This is a genomic window from Deltaproteobacteria bacterium (assembly GCA_019308905.1).
Lineage (GTDB): Bacteria > Desulfobacterota > BSN033 > WVXP01 > WVXP01 > JAFDHF01.
Genome location: JAFDHF010000009.1, coordinates 16154 through 33283, shown reverse-complemented (window position 1 = coordinate 33283; position 17130 = coordinate 16154). Strand labels below are relative to the sequence as shown.

16 protein-coding genes are annotated in these 17130 nt (G+C 56.0%); 3 read left to right on the top strand and 13 right to left on the bottom strand.

The window, feature by feature from the left end; genetic code table 11:
- Positions 1 to 2: 2 nt before the first annotated feature.
- The 6 genes from JRJ26_05310 to asnS all read right to left on the bottom strand — a co-directional run bounded on the left by JRJ26_05310 (position 3) and on the right by asnS (position 8055).
- Entirely contained in the window at positions 3 to 1004 is a 1002-nt protein-coding gene (locus JRJ26_05310) for a branched-chain amino acid ABC transporter permease (protein ID MBW2056897.1), read from the bottom strand.
- Positions 1001 to 1888, bottom strand: a complete 888-nt coding sequence (locus tag JRJ26_05305; protein ID MBW2056896.1) for a branched-chain amino acid ABC transporter permease — start codon at positions 1886 to 1888, stop codon at positions 1001 to 1003. Before JRJ26_05305 ends, JRJ26_05310 begins: the two co-directional genes overlap by 4 nt.
- Positions 1889 to 1947: 59 nt before the next feature.
- Entirely contained in the window at positions 1948 to 3231 is a 1284-nt protein-coding gene (locus JRJ26_05300) for an amino acid ABC transporter substrate-binding protein (protein ID MBW2056895.1), read from the bottom strand.
- 352 nt (positions 3232 to 3583) lie between these two features.
- Positions 3584 to 5365 (bottom strand): aspartate--tRNA ligase, encoded by a 1782-nt coding sequence (gene aspS / locus JRJ26_05295; protein ID MBW2056894.1) that lies wholly within the window; start codon positions 5363 to 5365, stop codon positions 3584 to 3586.
- Positions 5366 to 5518: 153 nt separating this feature from the next.
- A complete protein-coding gene (locus JRJ26_05290; protein MBW2056893.1) occupies positions 5519 to 6715 on the bottom strand; it encodes an acyl-CoA dehydrogenase family protein in 1197 nt (398 codons plus the stop codon).
- Positions 6716 to 6762: 47 nt separating this feature from the next.
- A complete protein-coding gene (gene asnS / locus JRJ26_05285; protein MBW2056892.1) occupies positions 6763 to 8055 on the bottom strand; it encodes an asparagine--tRNA ligase in 1293 nt (430 codons plus the stop codon).
- A gap of 1171 nt (positions 8056 to 9226) precedes the next feature.
- On the opposite strand from asnS, the gene JRJ26_05280 reads away from it, so the two are divergent.
- The 3 genes from JRJ26_05280 (at position 9227) to JRJ26_05270 (ending at position 12050) form a co-directional block, all read left to right on the top strand.
- On the top strand, positions 9227 to 10213 hold the full coding sequence (locus tag JRJ26_05280) for a calcium/sodium antiporter (GenBank protein ID MBW2056891.1): 987 nt from the start codon (positions 9227 to 9229) through the stop codon (positions 10211 to 10213).
- Positions 10214 to 10305: 92 nt separating this feature from the next.
- Positions 10306 to 11271, top strand: coding sequence for an SDR family oxidoreductase (locus JRJ26_05275; protein MBW2056890.1), 966 nt, complete (start codon positions 10306 to 10308; stop codon positions 11269 to 11271).
- 62 nt (positions 11272 to 11333) lie between these two features.
- Positions 11334 to 12050 (top strand): MBL fold metallo-hydrolase, encoded by a 717-nt coding sequence (locus JRJ26_05270; GenBank protein ID MBW2056889.1) that lies wholly within the window; start codon positions 11334 to 11336, stop codon positions 12048 to 12050.
- Positions 12051 to 12059: 9 nt separating this feature from the next.
- On the opposite strand, the gene xth is transcribed toward JRJ26_05270, so the two are convergent.
- The 7 genes from xth to JRJ26_05235 form a co-directional block, all read right to left on the bottom strand.
- The gene (xth, locus tag JRJ26_05265; protein MBW2056888.1) at positions 12060 to 12848 is read right to left on the bottom strand and encodes an exodeoxyribonuclease III; all 789 of its coding nucleotides are present in this window, start codon (positions 12846 to 12848) and stop codon (positions 12060 to 12062) included.
- A gap of 198 nt (positions 12849 to 13046) precedes the next feature.
- Complete coding sequence (nusB, locus tag JRJ26_05260) at positions 13047 to 13466, bottom strand: transcription antitermination factor NusB (protein MBW2056887.1); 420 nt, start codon at positions 13464 to 13466, stop codon at positions 13047 to 13049.
- A 95-nt stretch (positions 13467 to 13561) separates the two neighbouring features.
- A complete protein-coding gene (locus JRJ26_05255) occupies positions 13562 to 14026 on the bottom strand; it encodes a 6,7-dimethyl-8-ribityllumazine synthase (GenBank protein MBW2056886.1) in 465 nt (154 codons plus the stop codon).
- 33 nt (positions 14027 to 14059) lie between these two features.
- Positions 14060 to 15271: a bifunctional 3,4-dihydroxy-2-butanone-4-phosphate synthase/GTP cyclohydrolase II gene (locus JRJ26_05250; GenBank protein ID MBW2056885.1), complete on the bottom strand. Its 1212-nt coding sequence runs from the start codon at positions 15269 to 15271 to the stop codon at positions 14060 to 14062.
- A 147-nt stretch (positions 15272 to 15418) separates the two neighbouring features.
- Positions 15419 to 16054, bottom strand: a complete 636-nt coding sequence (locus JRJ26_05245) for a riboflavin synthase (GenBank protein MBW2056884.1) — start codon at positions 16052 to 16054, stop codon at positions 15419 to 15421.
- 26 nt (positions 16055 to 16080) lie between these two features.
- Entirely contained in the window at positions 16081 to 16545 is a 465-nt protein-coding gene (nrdR, locus tag JRJ26_05240) for a transcriptional repressor NrdR (GenBank protein ID MBW2056883.1), read from the bottom strand.
- A complete protein-coding gene (locus JRJ26_05235; GenBank protein MBW2056882.1) occupies positions 16542 to 17090 on the bottom strand; it encodes a cytidine/deoxycytidylate deaminase family protein in 549 nt (182 codons plus the stop codon). Before JRJ26_05235 ends, nrdR begins: the two co-directional genes overlap by 4 nt.
- Positions 17091 to 17130 lie beyond the last annotated feature (40 nt).

Below are 17130 nucleotides of genomic sequence, written 5' to 3'. Positions count from 1 at the left end.
GCCTATTCGATGAACTTCTCTAATTGCGTATTTTTCAGGGTCTTTCGGAGGATGCCAACCACCCCATCTGGAAATGCCAGAATGATGAGAATAATGACGGGAGCGAAGATGAGGAGTTGAAATCCCGGCATGATAACACTCAGCCAGTACTTGGAAAGCCCGTAAATCAGGCCACCCACAACAGGTCCCAGAAGGGTTCCGGCTCCGCCCAGGAGCACAATGATGATCGCTTCCACGGTGTAGTGGATCTCGAAGACCTCAGGCGGAAACACATAGGGGGTTTTCAGTGCCCACGATGTGGCGCCGATCAATCCTGCGAAACTTGCACTCGTCGTAAAGGCTATGATCTTGTATCGGGTCACATTGATTCCCATGACCTTTGCGGCGTCCTCGTCCTCCCTCAGTGCCGTCAATGCATAGCCGATCTTGCTCCTCATATAGTAAAGGGTAACCCATGCAGCCACCGCGGCTATTATGAAGACCATCACGTCCGCCCAAAATGTCGAAAGGGCACTGGCCAGGCCTCTCCCGAAGATCCGGTTCATCTCTGCATTGAATATGATGCCCTCAGAGCCGTTCCAGATCTTGGCGCCTTCAATAAGATACCGGAATCCTTCATTGACACCGATGGTCGCTATTGCGAAATAAGCGCCTCTGAGCCTGAGTGCAACCGCTCCCACAGCCAGAGACAGCAGGGTGGCCATAACCAATGCCAAGAGCAAACCTATGGCAATGATCCCCAATCCAAGCCCTTCAAAGGAAGCAAGCCGCGTGATAGCCAGGGCCATCCCGTACGTCCCAACTCCAAGAAAAGCCACGTACCCGAAATCCACGTAACCGGTCATGCCCAGAAAGATATTGAACGCCTGTCCGAGGGCACAGTAGAAAGCCAGCATCGCCATCAACTGCCACATGCCTGATAGGCTTCTGCCCATCAAGAACATGGTGAGGTACCCCGCAAGAACAGGGAGCAGGGGATAGTATCTGGCAGCACACTGCTTCATTTTTTCCCCAATAGTCCTGTCGGCTTGAGAAGAAGTATGAGGAGCAACACCAGGAACGACAGAAACCGCGTCAGGGCAAAGGGCTCCACCCCTGGCAACAGGGCGAACAGGGTATATGAGCCGTTTTCTATCAGCCCGAAGACAAGGCCGCCGAAAAATGCACCGTAGGGTGATGCAAGCCCACCCAACACAGCAATCACAAAGGCCTTCAGGGTATATGCCCCCCCCATGTAAGGGTTTATTCCAACCGGTATGAACATCGTGAGGAGGACCCCGCTCAATACGGTCAACCCGATCCCAAGTGCAAAGCTCAAGGCGTATACTCCATCCACATTCACCCCGCATACCCTCGCCCCTTCGCTGTCCTCAACAACGCATCTCATGGCGGTGCCGGACCTGGTCTTCTTGAACCAGAGATACAGGAGAACGGCAATGGAGAGACTACCCACAGAGGCATAAATCTTGGATACTGGCAGAATCGTTACACCGAGGTCTATCCTTCCTGTCACCCAATTGTAGCCCCTGAACTCGGACCCGAAAATGAGTTTGACGATCTCTTCCAGCAGCACCCCCATAGCGAAGGTCGCCAGAAGAGAGGCGAGCTCTGGTGCCTTGACAAGACGCCTGATAGTCGAATAGTAGAAGATGAAGCCCAGGGCCATGCCTACCATAAAGGCCAAGGGGGCAGCCACCACCGGGTTCATCCCGAGAGAACTGAAGACCCAGAGGGTGACGAATGCCCCCACCATGATAAAGGCTCCATGGCCAACGTTGACGACCCTCAGGACCCCGAAGATCAAGCTCAACCCCATGGTCGCCATACCATAGATCGCACCAAGAACCAATCCCTGCACAAGATTGCCGGTCAGCTGTTCTAGCACCATCCTAGCGTGTCCTCACAGGACGTAGACTTCCCCTGCTCCCAAACCACATGAGCCTGTCCCTACCTCGGTACGGCCACCTTCCCCCTAGCCTTCTCAGCAAAGGTGGGCATCGGATAAGCGACATCGCCGGTCCGGGCTTCAGGAGGCCACACGATAACCCTCTTACCCATCTGCCACTGGACATCCACCATGGAATGCCCCACTTGGAGCCCGGTGTCGTCCACATCCCACCCCCCGTAGAAGGACATGAACTTGAGGTCGCCCAGGGCAACCCTCACTCTGTCCGAGTCAAGGGAACCGGCCGCCTCCACAGCCAGGACATAAGCCAAGACCTGGGCTCCGGCCTCTGCCGCATGATAGTCCGGGATCATCTCTTTGCCTATGGCTTTCTTGAAGAGGCTCACAAACTCATCCTGGCTGGGGCCGATCCAGGGGAGCCCCACCTTGTCGGCTTCCTGGGGAGAATACTTCACCCCATACTCCCAGTGCGATGGACCCATGACGCCTTCTGCCATGCTCGTCAAAGCCTCGTAGAAGGCAGGCAAGGTGGCGGCTGCTATCAGCGACAGGGCTTTAACATCCACCTCCAGGTCGGCCATCTGTCTGTTGAAAAGCTGACCATCCTCGAAGTGGCCGCCCCCTATGACTATATCCGGTCGTGCCGCTTTCAATGCCGAAAGCAGAGGGGTCAGGTCCGTAACACCTTTGGGATAGGTCCGCTCGAAGACAATGTCAAAATCGAGCATTTCTGCATGCTCTTTTGCTCCCACCATCACCATCTTCGCGAATTCGCTGTCCTCATAGGCCAAAGCAATCCTCTTGGACCCAGGATCAATATGGTGAATCATATCCAGGGTCCCCTCATGATACCTGCTCGCAGGTCCGATGGTCTGCACGATGTACCTGAATCCCTGGCGGAAAATCCTGTTGTTGGCCCCTCCATGATCCATATAGAGCATCCTACGACTCTCGGCAACAGGAGCCCCCCTGAGCGTAAGCCCCGAGCTGTAAGGGGCAAAAACCACGTTTACCCTGTCGACGGTTATCAACCTGCTGATAAGGCTCGTAACAGCCTCCTTCTTCGATTCACAGTCGTAGTACTTGTACTTGAGAGGCACCTTCCTGCCCCCTAGGAGAACACCTCCATACACGTTGTTTACCCAGGAGACGCAGGCCTTTATTCCCCCTAAGGCCTGTTCACCCGCCTTTGCGTACTTCCCTGACAGGCACGCTGGATGACCGATTACGATCTTGCCGGGCCCTGCTCCAGCCGAGGGGCAGGCAGCAAGGTACAATCCTATGAGGATCACAGAGACTACACAGACAAGCTTTTCCTTTTTCATCTTCATCCCTCCTCATAACCGTTATTCCCACCCCGCATCGAAGAACTCGCAAGCCTCCAAGAAAGGCGAGCCATCACCCCCTTTCCCGGCAGATTGCCCTGGAGCCGGTCTTCAGAAAAAAACAGAGTGGGACAAAAGACCGCGACCAATGGGCAGACCTAGCGCGGGTCCTACCCCGTTTTAGAAAAAAACACGACCCCTGTCAAGCAATCTTTTTGTGGTCCTTCTTGCGGACAATCGGCGGGCGACTCCTCAAGGCTGGGAGGCAAAATCTAGGGCCTGAAAGTTTCGCGCCTCAGAGGTTGGCTGGAACTCCCGTAAACAAAGGCAAGGGGATTTGGTTTCTTGACGACTATTTGGTCTTCTTAACCTTGATGAAGAGTTCATCGAGCTGATCCTGGTCGATAGGGGAGGGGGCATCTGCCATGAGATCCACGGCCTTCTGTGTCTTCGGAAAGGCGATCACGTCTCGGATCGAGTCGCTTCCGGTCATTATCATGACGAGACGGTCGAAGCCAAAGGCTATACCTCCATGGGGCGGGGCGCCATAGGAGAGGGCCTCCATGAGAAACCCGAAACGGTGAAACGCCTCATCCTTGCTCATTCCGAGCTTCTCGAAGACCTGCTGCTGAATGTCCCGGCGGTGATTCCTGATGGATCCCCCACCGATCTCGGCACCATTAAGGACCAGATCATAGGCCTTTGCCCGCACCGTCTCTGGACTCGTGGAGAGCCTTTCCACGTCCTCATCCATCGGGGCGGTGAAGGGGTGGTGAACCGCCACGTACCTTCCCTGTTCCGGGTCGTATTCGAGAAGAGGAAACTCCACAATCCAGACAAAGCTGTACCGTTTCTCATCGAGCAGTCGGAGTCTCCTTCCCAGATGCATCCGCACCCGTCCCAGCGAGTCATTGACGACCTCCGGCTGGTCGGCCACAAAGAGGAGGAGATCACCAGGAGACGCATCAAAGGCCTTCTCCACGCTCCTCATCTGGTCTGAAGTGAGAAACCGCTTTACCGGAGAGACCCATCCATCGGAGTCGATCCGAGCCCACAGAAGTCCGCCTGCACCGAATCCATCCACCACTCCGGGCAGTTCCTCGATCTCCCTTCGGGACAGGGGGGAACCCTCCACCTTGATACCTTTGACGACCCGTCCCGATGCGATGGCCTCCCTGAAGACCCTGAATTCACTTCCCCGAACATGGGGAGTCAGCTCCCTCAACTCCATCCCAAAGCGGATATCAGGTCGATCGGTTCCATACCGGTCCATGGCTTCCCTGTACCTGAGCGTTGGAAACGGCAGTTCGAGCTCGACCCCCATGACCCTCCGAAAAAGATGGGCGATCATCTCGCTCATCATGGCCTTGATATCTTCCACTGTCACAAAGGACATCTCCACATCGATCTGGGTGAATTCCGGCTGCCGGTCCATCCTGAGGTCTTCGTCACGAAAACACTTCACGATCTGAAAATACCGGTCAAAGCCTGCAATCATCAGAATCTGCTTGAAGATCTGCGGCGATTGGGGCAGAGCATAGAAGCACCCCGGATTTATCCGGCTCGGAACGACATAGTCCCTCGCGCCTTCGGGCGTGGATCGAGTCAGGAAAGGGGTCTCTATCTCGATGAAACCCCTGCCGTCGAAATACTCCCGGACCGCCTTGGCAGCTTGGTATCTCACCCAGAGATTTCTCTGAAGACGGGGGCGCCTGAGGTCTAGATACCGGTACTTCAACCGGAGGCTCTCCGCAGCCTCCACCCTATCCTCGATCGGGAAGGGCGGGGTATCCGAAAGGTTGAGAATCTTCAGCTCCCTGGCAGTGACCTCGATCTGCCCGGTCTTCATATTCGGATTCGTCATGCCTTCGGGGCGCCTTTCAACCGTCCCCTTCACGGCCAAGACCCACTCGTTTCGGACCGTTCCTGCCTTCTCGTGAACAGCGGTGGAGACCTTGGGATTGAAGACTATCTGTACCGTTCCCCCCCTATCCCTCAGGTCCACGAAGATCACCCCGCCATGATCCCTTGTCCTCTGGACCCATCCCATGAGGGTCACTTCCCGCCCCACATCTTCCACGCCCAGATCACCGCATCGGTCGGTCCTTTTCCAGTCACCGAGAAAATCTATCAACAGAACCCTCCAACAGACCAGCAAGAGAGAGCCGGTATAGCACCAGGCTCCTCCTCAAGAGGTGCCTTCATCTCCACTCTCTCCAGAAAACCGGCCCCGGCCCGAAGGTCCCGCCCGAGCCTTACCAGGAAGAGCGGGAACACCAAATGAAAACTACTCATAGCCCCGAAACAGTTCGCTGGAAATGATCATCCGCTGGATATTGGTTGTCCCCTCCACGTACTCCATTCCCCTTGCATCGGCCGACAGGAGGCTGACCACATTGCTCCGCAGGTAACCTCTGCCCCCCAGGATGATCTGGCCGCTTCGAGCCACATCCGCCACCATCTGGCTTGCAAAGAGCTTCGCCTGGGAAGAGCTTCCCCGGTAAAGAGGGGTGTCCACCTGGCGGAGGGCATAGAAGCAGAGCCCCCTGGCCGCGTTTATCTGGGTGTACATGTCAGAGATCCTGAAGCTGATCTCCTGACTGCTTGTTAGGGGATGATCGAACTGGACCCGCTTTCTGGAATAGCTGAAGATCTCGTCGAAGATTCTATAAGCCAACCCGCAACATATTCCCGCGATATGAATCCTCCCCTTGTCTATCACCCTCAAGGCCAGAAGGAGTCCCCTCCCCTCCTGCCCGATCATATTCTCTCTTGGGACTCGTGTATCTTGGAAAAGCAGGCGCCCTGTAGGGACGAGTTTGAGGCCGTCCTTTTCGGGAAGATCCTCCACAGAGAATCCTCCAGCGTGGTCCTCCACGATGAAGGCGGTCAGTGCGCGGGGACTCTTTTTCTTCTTCGTGTTCGCCACGATCGTATAGACCGAAGCCAAACCCGAGTTGGAAATGAACCACTTCTGACCGTTGAACAGGTATTCCTGCCCAACCCGCTCTGCGGAGAACTCAATGGCACCCACATCGGAGCCGGCCCCGGGCTCCGTCATGGCAATGGCGCCAAACTCGCCCCGGGCAAACCTCGGCAGGTATCGAGACTTCTGATCCTCATTCTCTCCGAAGAGGATCATATCCACTGCCCGCCCGTGTGCCACGAATATGATCCCCAGGCTGGGGCAGCTGAATCCCAGAAGCTCCATGTAAGAGTAAAGCCCCTCTTCAGAGATTCTCACTCCACCATACTGGGGAGGGATAAAACACTTGAAAAAGCCGATCTCCGTAAGACCGTCATGGATTCTCTTCCAGGGCGCTGGAAAGAGGGCTCTGTTCTCTTCGATCTTCACCCCTCCCTCACTGAGGGAAACGTAGTGGGGGATAACCCGTTCATTCAGAAGCCGAACGAAGCGGTCGATTTGAATTCTGTCCTCCTCCTTCTCGTGAAAGGACCGTAGCAGTTTCAGCAGATATTCCATCCGAATCTCTCCACCTAGTTTTGAGTCGAGCGGTCTCTATGGGTTTTTCATGGATAGAGCCGGTAAAGCATGCGGGGGAAGGGGATGGTCTCCCGGACGTGATCGAGTCCACAGATCCATGCCACGGATCTCTCGATGCCGAGGCCAAACCCCGAATGAGACACAGTGCCGTATCTGCGCAGATCTAGATACCAGGCAAAGGGCTCTACGGGGAGATTGTGGGAATTCATCTTTTCTTCGAGCCTCCCAAGGTCCTCCTCCCGTTGCCCTCCACCGATGATCTCTCCATACCCCTCAGGAGCAAGCATGTCCACGCAAAGAGCCAACCTATCATCCTGTGGATCTCCCTTCATGTAGAAGGCCTTGCACTGGACCGGATACCGGTGGACCAGCAAGGGCTTCGCAAAGGCCTTGGAAAGCTCCGTCTCCTCTTCGGCTCCAAAATCCCGCCCCCACTCGACTTTCAGCCCTCTCTCCTTAAGGACCTGAATCGCCTCTCCATAGGAGAGGCGTGGAAAAGGCTTCTCAACCATCTCGAGTTTCCCTATGTCCCTGTCGAGGAGTTTCAGCTCTTTTTCTCTTTTCCGTACGACCCTCTTGACAATGGCAACGACAAAGTCCTCGGCCAGTTCCATGATATCATCAAGATCCGCGTAGGCCACCTCCGGCTCGACCATCCAAAATTCCATGAGGTGTCTCCGCGTCTTAGACTTCTCCGCTCGAAAGGTGGGGCCAAAGCAGTACACTCTTCCAAAGGCCATCGCCGCAGCTTCGTTGTAAAGCTGCCCGCTCTGGGTGAGATAGGCGCTCTCGTCGAAATACTTTGTCTCAAAAAGCGTGGTCGTTCCCTCACAGGCAGCAGGTGTAAAAATCGGAGCGTCCACCAGCACGAATCCCCGGGAATCGAGAAAATCTCGACAAGCCCTGACGATCTCCTGACGAATTCTCAGAATGGCGTTCTGCCGTGGAGATCTTATCCAGAGGTGGCGATGATCCAAGAGGAAGCCCACTCCGTGTTCCTTCGGAGCAATGGGAAAATCCTCCGCAATCTGCACAGCCTCCAGGTCGACTACCCCAATCTCATAGCCGAGAGGAGACCTCGGATCCTGGCGAACAAGCCCTCGAACCACCACGGACGATTCTCTGGTAAGCCTGTCCGAGAGGGCGAAAACCTCGGGCGAAACATCGTTCTTGGAAACAACCGCCTGGATCACGCCTGTTCCATCCCGCACCTGAAGAAAGTGGATCTTCCCGCTGGACCTCTTGTTGTAGAGCCAACCTCTAAGAGTGACCTCCTGGCCGACGTGCCGCTCGATGTCCTCGATATAGACTCCCTTCATCCTCTTCCCTTTCACCAGAAGTGCCCGGTTCCGTGACAATATTTGGTATGATATGATTTGGAGAACGAAAATTCAACAATTTCGTGTGAAATCACTCCAAAATGCCTACCGCACACCCCGAAATCGAGCACCTGATGGCAAAAAAAACGGCAGGCCGTGAGCCGGCCTGCCCTATGAGCGGGAAAAGGAGGGTCATCTCAATACCCTCAAACCCTTAAGCACCTGTTCTGACACGAAGAGACATCTCACCACGGCATCTCGGGGGAGACCGAGACGCCGAAGCCGATACTGGAGCTTCAGGAAACCGTTCCTCAGGAAATGATCAACCGCAAATCGCATCCCCACCGCCGTCATTCTGCAAGCCCCTCGTCTTCCCCCGCAGGTCTATGCACAGGTCATGCCACCATTTCACCTCCAAGAGGCCACGATTCAACAAGCCGATTTTACACCCAAATCGAATCCCCAGAAGGAGGGCCCTTCAAGAATCCTCGGATACGGGAACGATTTTTGCCATGGCGGTGAAAAAAGTTTCTCCTCGGACCACTCGATCCGGGCCTGGCAGGGTCCCATCGATTCTCATCGCCATGATCGGGGACTCCATTTAAGCAGACCCCACATGGCATGGCCCTTGTGGATAATCATTTCGGAAGATTTTGAATTTACTTGAGCAGGATCTTCGTCAAATGCGGAAATCCACCCTGGAGACCGGGAGTATCACCAGAGTAAAAGGACCGGCCAAGGTAAGGGGGGCAAACCAAAACCCCTGGCCGGTCCTTGCCGACACATCCATGGGAGGTAAATGATGAATATGTTCGGCACTTAATTTATACCTCGATTTTTAAACTGAGTAAACTATACATACGTTTAATTAATTACCCTTCCTGAACCCCGACCTCTTCCAGGGACAGAAGAAATCGCCCGATGCGCCTTGACATCCCTCCCGGATCTGCCTTAATATCGCCTCAGCCGATGAGTTGCGGCGGATGACCCATGAGAGGATTCGGGCGGGTTCCTGACCGGGATCCGGGCTAGAGAACCGGCCGGTCCGGGGAAGCCTGCCGGTACTCAACCCTCTCACTCATCGGTATGGCCCTGTCAGCCGACCTCTCCTTACGCGGAGGAGGGGTGCTGTCTCAGGCATACCCTCTTTGTCCATCTCGGGGAGGCGGTATTGGATACCTTCATCTATCTCGGCTTGCTGCTTGCGGGCTTCGCAGTCCTCGCCAAGAGTGCCAGTACGTTCGTGGACAGTGCCGTGAGAATCGCCGAGATCCTGAGCGTTCCCAAGATGATCATAGGCATCGTGCTGGTGGGGTTTGCCACCACGGCCCCGGAATTTGCCGTCTCCGTACAGTCTGCCTATCTCGGCCATCCGGAGATCGCTCTGGGAAACGCTGTGGGGTCCGTAATCTGCGACGATGGACTAGCCATGGCTCTGGCCGCGGTAACTGCCCCCTCATTCATTCTCATCGACGGTAAGACCCTCAGGAGCGCCGGTTCCTTTCTGATCTTCGTCTGCCTTGTCACCTATGCCATGGCCTGGGATGGAACATTTACCAGATATGACGGAATGGCTCTCGTCTCACTCCTGGCTGGTTATATCTATGCCGTCTACAGAACGGAAAAGAAGAGAAGGAAAGGGTTGAACAGAGAACCCACGGCCGTGGTGGATGGATCATCCCCAGCATCGGCCAATCGTCCGACAACCCTGAAAAGGCAGCTCCTTTACTTCCTGCTGGGCCTGACAGGGGTCATAGTATCGAGTCGGTTGGTCCTCTGGTCGTCCATCAATCTCGCAACGGCCTTCAACGTTTCTGAAGTCATAATCGGACTCACAGTGATCGCCCTCGGTACCTCCCTCCCGGAGATCAGTACCTGCATAGCTGCCGCCCGCAAGGGGGAAGGTGAAATAGCCGCTGGAGACATCATCGGAGCGGATATCCTGAACATGCTCTGGATCGTGGGTGTCTCCTCTGTGGTCAATCCTCTGCACGTGAGCACAAAGGTCATCAATTTCATGTTTCCCTGGATGCTCGTAATCGTTGGAACCATGCTCCTCTTCATGCGCATCAGGCACAGGATGGAAAAATGGAAAGGGCTGGTTTTACTCTCCCTCTATGGAATATATATTGTCATGACCGCCAGGCTCTTCTACTGATCTGAGGGCGGAATCGGGTATTGCCTGAACGGGGTAACCCCAGGAGCACGGCACTGCCCGGATCGACTCTAGAATCCTTCAGGAGGCTCACCATGGAAAGGACCCTTATTACCGGAGGAGCCGGATTCCTCGGTTCCCACCTCTGCGACCTCTTTATCGAAAGAGGCCACGAGGTGATCTGCATGGACAACCTTCTCACGGGCAGCGCGGAGAACATTGCCCATCTTATCGGCCACGAGAGATTCAGATTCATCCACTACGATGTCACAGAGTACATCTATGTCGAGGGTCCATTGGACAATATCCTACACTTCGCTTCTCCTGCAAGCCCGATCGACTATCTCAAACTCCCGATTCAGACCCTGAAGGTGGGTTCCTTGGGGACCCACAAGGCCCTCGGTCTGGCAAAGGAGAAGGGGGCTAGGTTTCTCCTCGCTTCCACTTCGGAGATCTACGGTGACCCTCTGGTTCATCCTCAGACAGAGGACTATCTCGGCAACGTCAATCCAGTCGGTCCGAGGGGGGTGTACGACGAGGCGAAACGTTTCGCCGAGGCCCTTACCACGGCGTATCACAACGCCCATGGAATAGACACAAGGATCGCCCGGATTTTCAATACGTACGGCCCTAGAATGCGCCTGGATGACGGAAGGGCACTGCCCACCTTCTTTGTCCAGGCCCTCAGGGGAGAGGACGTCACGGTCTTCGGGGACGGCTCACAGACCAGAAGCCTCTGCTACGTGTCAGATCTCGTAGATGGCATCTATCGCCTCCTCTATTCCGGCGAGCACACCCCGGTCAATCTCGGCTCTTCGGACGAGATAACGATCATCGACTTTGCAAGGGAAATCATCGCCCTTACACAGAGCAAGAGCAGGATCGTCTTCAAGGAACTCCCTGAGAATGATCCGAAAGTGAGGCAGCCATCGATCAAGAAGGCGCGGGAGCTCCTGGCGTGGGAACCAAGAGTGGGCCGTGCCGAAGGCCTGAGACTGGTGGCGGAGTATTTCAGAGAAAAGGTCATCCAGGCCTCACCCCGCCAGGCCGGCAGGGGCTGAAGCATCTCACCCGGAGAATCGGCTCTTGGAACAGAAACCAAGAGTCTCCTCCAGGACTCGGCATGGGAAAGCACCAGAGAGCAATGGAAATCCATTCCTTCCGGATGGGCCCCTTTACGAACTCCTATCTAATAAGGGGGGACAGGGGATGTATTCTCGTCGACGCCGGGTTTCCGAACCAGGAAAAACGCTTTCTCAGGCAGGTTGGCAGACTCGGGTTTCAACCCGGTGAAATCCGGTTGATCGTGGCCACCCATGGCCACGCAGACCACGTGGGGAGCCTCCATGCCCTCAAGAGCCTCACGGGTGCCAGAGTGGCCGTACACCGCCAAGACAGCCGTCTCGTTAGCCAGGGAATAGTCAGGATTCCACCACCTGTTACACTGTGGGGCGAATTCCTTTTTCTTGTATTCAGTATCTTCTCCTTCCTCGGCCGTTTCCACCCCGTGGAACCGGACATCGTTCTTGACGATGAGTATTGCCTCGATCCCTTCGGGATCCCCGGGAAAATAATCCACACATCGGGCCACACCCCTGGTTCTGTTTCACTGGTTTTGGCCGGAGGAGAGGCCTTTGTCGGAGATCTGGCCGTCAATACTTCCCCCCTCGGAAGAGTTCCCGGCATCCCCGCCCTTGCGGAAGACACCCGCCAGATTTACAAGAGTTGGGAGAGACTCCTCTCGGCCGGTGCAAGAACAATCTACCCTGCCCACGGCAAACCCTTTCCGTCCCGGCACCTTGAGAGGAAACCGGGAAGTGAGAAACCGAGAAACCCGTGAATCCCCTGCTCACTCAAGCTCAAACTCGGCCAGAATCGGGGCATGATCCGAGGGTCTTTCGAGACCGCGGAGTTTTGCCTCGATCCATGCTCTCCGACACGTCCGGGCCATGGGCCTCGTGGCCCATATGTGATCCACCCGCCATCCCATGCCCCTGGCCAGGGCGTTCCGGATGCGATAGTCCCAGAAGGTATACTGTCCACTTTCACGGACGTGAAGGCGAAAGACATCGACAAACCCCCACTGCCGCACCTGCTGTAACGCATCGTGTTCCTCAGGGTGAAAGCCGATAGATCCACGAAGCCCTTGAGGATCATACACGTCTCGTGCCTCTGGAGCCACGTTGAAATCCCCTACCCAAACGAGCCTTTCATCCGGCGCGAAGTGGCTCTCAAGAAAGCCTCGCACCCTGAGAAACCAGTTGAGCTTGTATCGAAAGCGGTCCGAGTCTGGAGCAGTCCCCTGGGGCACGTACGTGTTGAGAATGGAAACTCCGAGAACCCTGACCAGGATCAGCCTCGTCTCATCAGGAGGACCTCCGTCATCGAAACCCAGATGCACGAGCTCCTCCGGTTCCCGGCTAAGGGTCGCCACACCATTGAATCCCTTCTCTCCTCGAAAAAGAAGGCCGTAACCCAGTGCCTCCAAGGGCTTCCGGGGGAACTCTCCATCCAGGACTTTTGTCTCTTGGAGGCATACAACCTCTGGTGCCTCCCGGCCGAGCCAATCGAGAAGCAGGGGCAGCCTCGCTCGAATTCCGTTCACGTTGAAGCTCGCCACTCGAAACAGGCGCCCCATGGAGACCTCCGATTCTCCCCTGGACCGTGGCTCTCCAATCCCGACCCGGACACCCGGCAGATCGCAGCACGACCGACTATCCGGCCAGCCGGGACAGACCACCTCATGTCATCCGGCACATACGAAAGCCGTTTCTTTGCCCTCCGGGGAAATCGAGCACGAGAGAAGCCTGCCACAGGGCCAGGGATCCCCCAGACTCTACTTTTCATTCAAGAGCCCGAGCCTTTGAGTGACCCGGTCGAGGATTCCATTGATAAAGGCACCGGACTCCTCTGAGCCGAACCTCTTTCCTATCTCCACGGCCTCGTTGATGGTGACCTTTGGCGGGATATCCTGGCAATGCAGGAGTTCGTAGACGGCTATTCTGAGGATGTTTCTGTCTATCCGGGTCATCCGGCTCAGCTTCCAGTGCTCGGCATACCCTTCGATTAGGCGGTCGATCTCTTCCCTATGGCGGACAACCCCTAGAACCAGGCACTCGCAGAATTCCCTGGCCTCCTCTTCATGGATGAAATTATCCCAGAAGAGCTTCAGGGCTTCACCCGCTTCCAGACGGGTCACATCGATCTGGTAAAGAACCTGGAGGGCAGACTCTCTGCCCCGTCTCCGAATTCCCAATTCGACCCTAAAAGACGTAAACGCCCGCAGGCAGCCCCTGCCGGCAAAACCGAGGACAGGACCACCTCGAAAAGATCCCCCCTATCCATGCGAATTCATGGGGCTTTTAGAAGATTAGTCATTTCGATGGCGGAGACGGCAGCCTCATACCCCTTGTTTCCCATCTTCGAACCCGCCCTCTCTATGGCCTGCTCAAGCGTATCGGCCGTGATCACTCCAAAGGAGATGGGAACTTCCGACTGGAGAGAGACCGCTGCTATCCCCTTGGTCACCTCTGTGGCGATATAGTTATAGTGGGGCGTTGAACCCCTGAGAACGGCGCCCAGACAGATGATGGCATCGTACCTGCCAGTACCCGCCATCTTCTTGGCTGCCAGGGGAATCTCAAAGGAGCCGGGTACCTTCCAGATATTGATGTCTTCCTCTTTCGCTCCGTTTCGAGTCAGTCCGTCCAATGCCCCCTCGAGGAGCCGGTCGGTGATAAAACCGTTGTATCGACTCACAACGATCCCGAACCTGAGCCCCTTGGCACCGAGATGTCCTTCAACAATCCTTGGCATGACACCTCTCCCCGTAGTCTCACCGAACCGCCGTCATTCCAGCGACTTCAGTGAAAGCAGATGACCCATTTTCCTCTTCTTCGTTCTCAGGTAACCTATATTTTCGGCCCGCGACTCTATCTCGAGAGGAACCCTCTCCACCACCTCGATACCATAGCCTTCCAGGCCGATAATCTTCTTGGGATTGTTGGTCATCAACCTGATCTTTCGAAGACCCAGATCGACAAGAATCTGAGCGCCCAACCCGTAGTCTCGCAGATCCGCCTTGAACCCGAGTCTATGATTGGCCTCTACTGTATCACAACCCTCGTCCTGGATACAGTAAGCCCGCAGCTTGTTCACCAGTCCGATACCACGGCCTTCCTGCCGCATGTAGACGATGACCCCCTTGCCTTCCTTCTCCACCATGGCCATGGCAGCATGGAGCTGATCTCCGCAATCACAACGCTTTGATCCAAATACATCCCCTGTAAGACATTCGGAATGAACCCGCACCAAGATCTCATCGTCAGGACGGATCTCCCCCTTGACCAGGGCGATGTGCTGGTAGTTGTCCACGTCGTTCTCATAGGCAATGGCCGTAAAATCCCCTCCATAGACCGTGGGAATGAATGCCGTGGCCACCCGTCTGACAAGCGACTCCTTGGTCAGCCTGTATTTGATCAAATCGGCTATGGTAACGATACGGAGGTTATGCCTCCTGGCGAATTTCTCCAGGTCTGGCATCCGGGCCATTGTCCCGTCGTCTTTCATGATTCCACATATGACCGCCGCAGGCTGCAAGCCAGCCAACCTGGCCAGATCCACGGAGCCTTCGGTCTGCCCCGTTCGAACCAGAACCCCGCCCTTCCGCGCTTTGAGAGGGAAGACATGGCCCGGCATGACGATGTCGTCAGGGCCGGAGGCAGGATCGACGACCGTCCTTATCGTGGTCGCCCTGTCGGAAGCCGAAATTCCAGTGGTTACCCCTTTTTTGGCTTCGATGGACACCGCAAAAGCGGTACCGAAATGAGAGGTATTGTTGTTGACCATCATCGGGATCTTGAGCGCCTCGAGCCTCTCCCCTGTGAGGGCCAGACAGATCAGTCCCCGCCCGTACCTCGCCATGAAGTTGATGGCCTCAGGCGTGACCTTCTCCGCAGCCAGGGTCAGATCCCCCTCGTTCTCTCGGCCCTTGTCATCCACGAGAATCACCATCCGGCCCTGGCGAATATCCTCGATAGCCTTTTCAACGGAAGTCAACATGGAATCGACCTGCCGATATGGACTTCAACGACCTCCATCCCGGTGCAACTCGGCGGGGGACAGAGTGGATCCGCTCGATTTCAAACCCCCACACCCGAGGGTTGCAAATATCCACAAGGCGAGAGCGGCCCTCAACCAAGGCCGACCTCACAGAAAACCGCTTCTCCTCAGCGTCTCAACGGTAACACCCCCGCCGCCGGGCGAGAGAATCTTCTCGACGTATTTGGCTATTATGTCTGTCTCGATATTGACCCGGTCACCTGTCGACCGCGTCTTCAGGGTGGTGTTTTCCAGGGTATAGGGTACAACGTGGACCTCAAAGGACTCAGGCCCCACCTTGCCGATAGTCAGGCTGATGCCGTCGACCGCGACCGAACCCTTTTCTGCCAGGAGACGAGAGATCTCGGCGGGAACGTCGAACTCGAACCTCTGAGCGTCGCCCTCTCCGGAGATACCCCGGATGACGCCTGTCCCGTCCACGTGGCCGGTCACCAGATGCCCACCCACCCTGTCGCTCAGGCGCAGTGCCCTCTCGAGATTCACCGAATCACCGGGCCGCAGGTCACCGAGGTTTGTCCTTCGGAGTGTCTCGGCAGAGACCTCCGCACCAAAGACGGTACCCGCCAGTGAGGAGACGGTCAGACAGACCCCATTGACAGAAATACTATCACCGAGACCCGCCTCCGTCAAACTCCAGCCCCCGTCGATTCGAATGAGAGCACCCTCATCCCGGCTTTCCGCAGCAACCACCCGGCCCAACTTCTCCACAATCCCGGAAAACATATCCACCCGCTCCATCAGGTGAGGACTCACTCTCCGCCCCCTTGGGCGAGAAGATCTTTCAACTCCTTCATGAACTGGTTGATGTCCTTGAACTGGCGATAGACCGAGGCGAACCTCACGTAGGCCACCCCGTCCAGGTTGTAGAGCTCCTCCATGACCCTTTCCCCGATCACAGAGCTCTTGACCTCCCGCTCGCCGCCCTCGATAAGAGCCTGCTCGATTCGATTGACGATCTTCTCAAGGGTATCCACACTTATAGGCCGCTTTTCGCAGGCCTTCTTCAGGCCCGTGAAAATCTTCTGGCGGTCAAAGGGCTCCCTCCGGCCGTCCTTCTTTACCACCAGGGGGAGGGTCGCCTCCCCCCTTTCAGAGGTGGTGAATCGCTTCCTGCATCTCAGGCACTCCCTCCGGCGTCGGATACTCTCTCCGTCTCTGCTTATCCTTGAATCCACCACCCGGCTTTCCGTATGGCCGCAGAAGGGGCACTTCACGGTTTTTCCCCCTCCTGGGTGAATTTTATCAGTTTCACCCGTGACTTCGCAATCAACTCCAGAGAGAGAGCATCAGCATACCCGTCCAAATAGACGACCGACCTGATCCCGGCGTTTATGATCATCTTCATACAGATCGAGCATGGCAGGTTTGTACAGAACAGAGTGGCTCCCCGAATACTCACCCCGTGGTAGGCCGCCTGGATGATGGCATTCTGCTCTGCATGAAGCCCACGGCAGAGTTCGTGCCTCTCCCCGGAGGGAATGTTCAGCTCTGCCCGCAGGCACCCCACGTCGATACAGTGCTCCATGCCTGTGGGCGCCCCATTGTATCCGGTGGTAAGGATTCTGTTGTCCTTTACCAGAAGGGCTCCCACCTGCCGCCGTATACAGGTCGACCGCTTTGCAACGAGCTTTGTGATCTCCATGAAATACTGCTCCCAGGACAAGCGGGATCTCTTTCGATTCACGGTGGGTCCCCCCTCACGGCGCAGACCACCCGCCCCGGCCTCCTGGACTGGCTCATCACTATCGGCGGTTTTCATCCTTGCATCTCTCTCTTCTTGAGGAGAAGGAAGGTTCAAC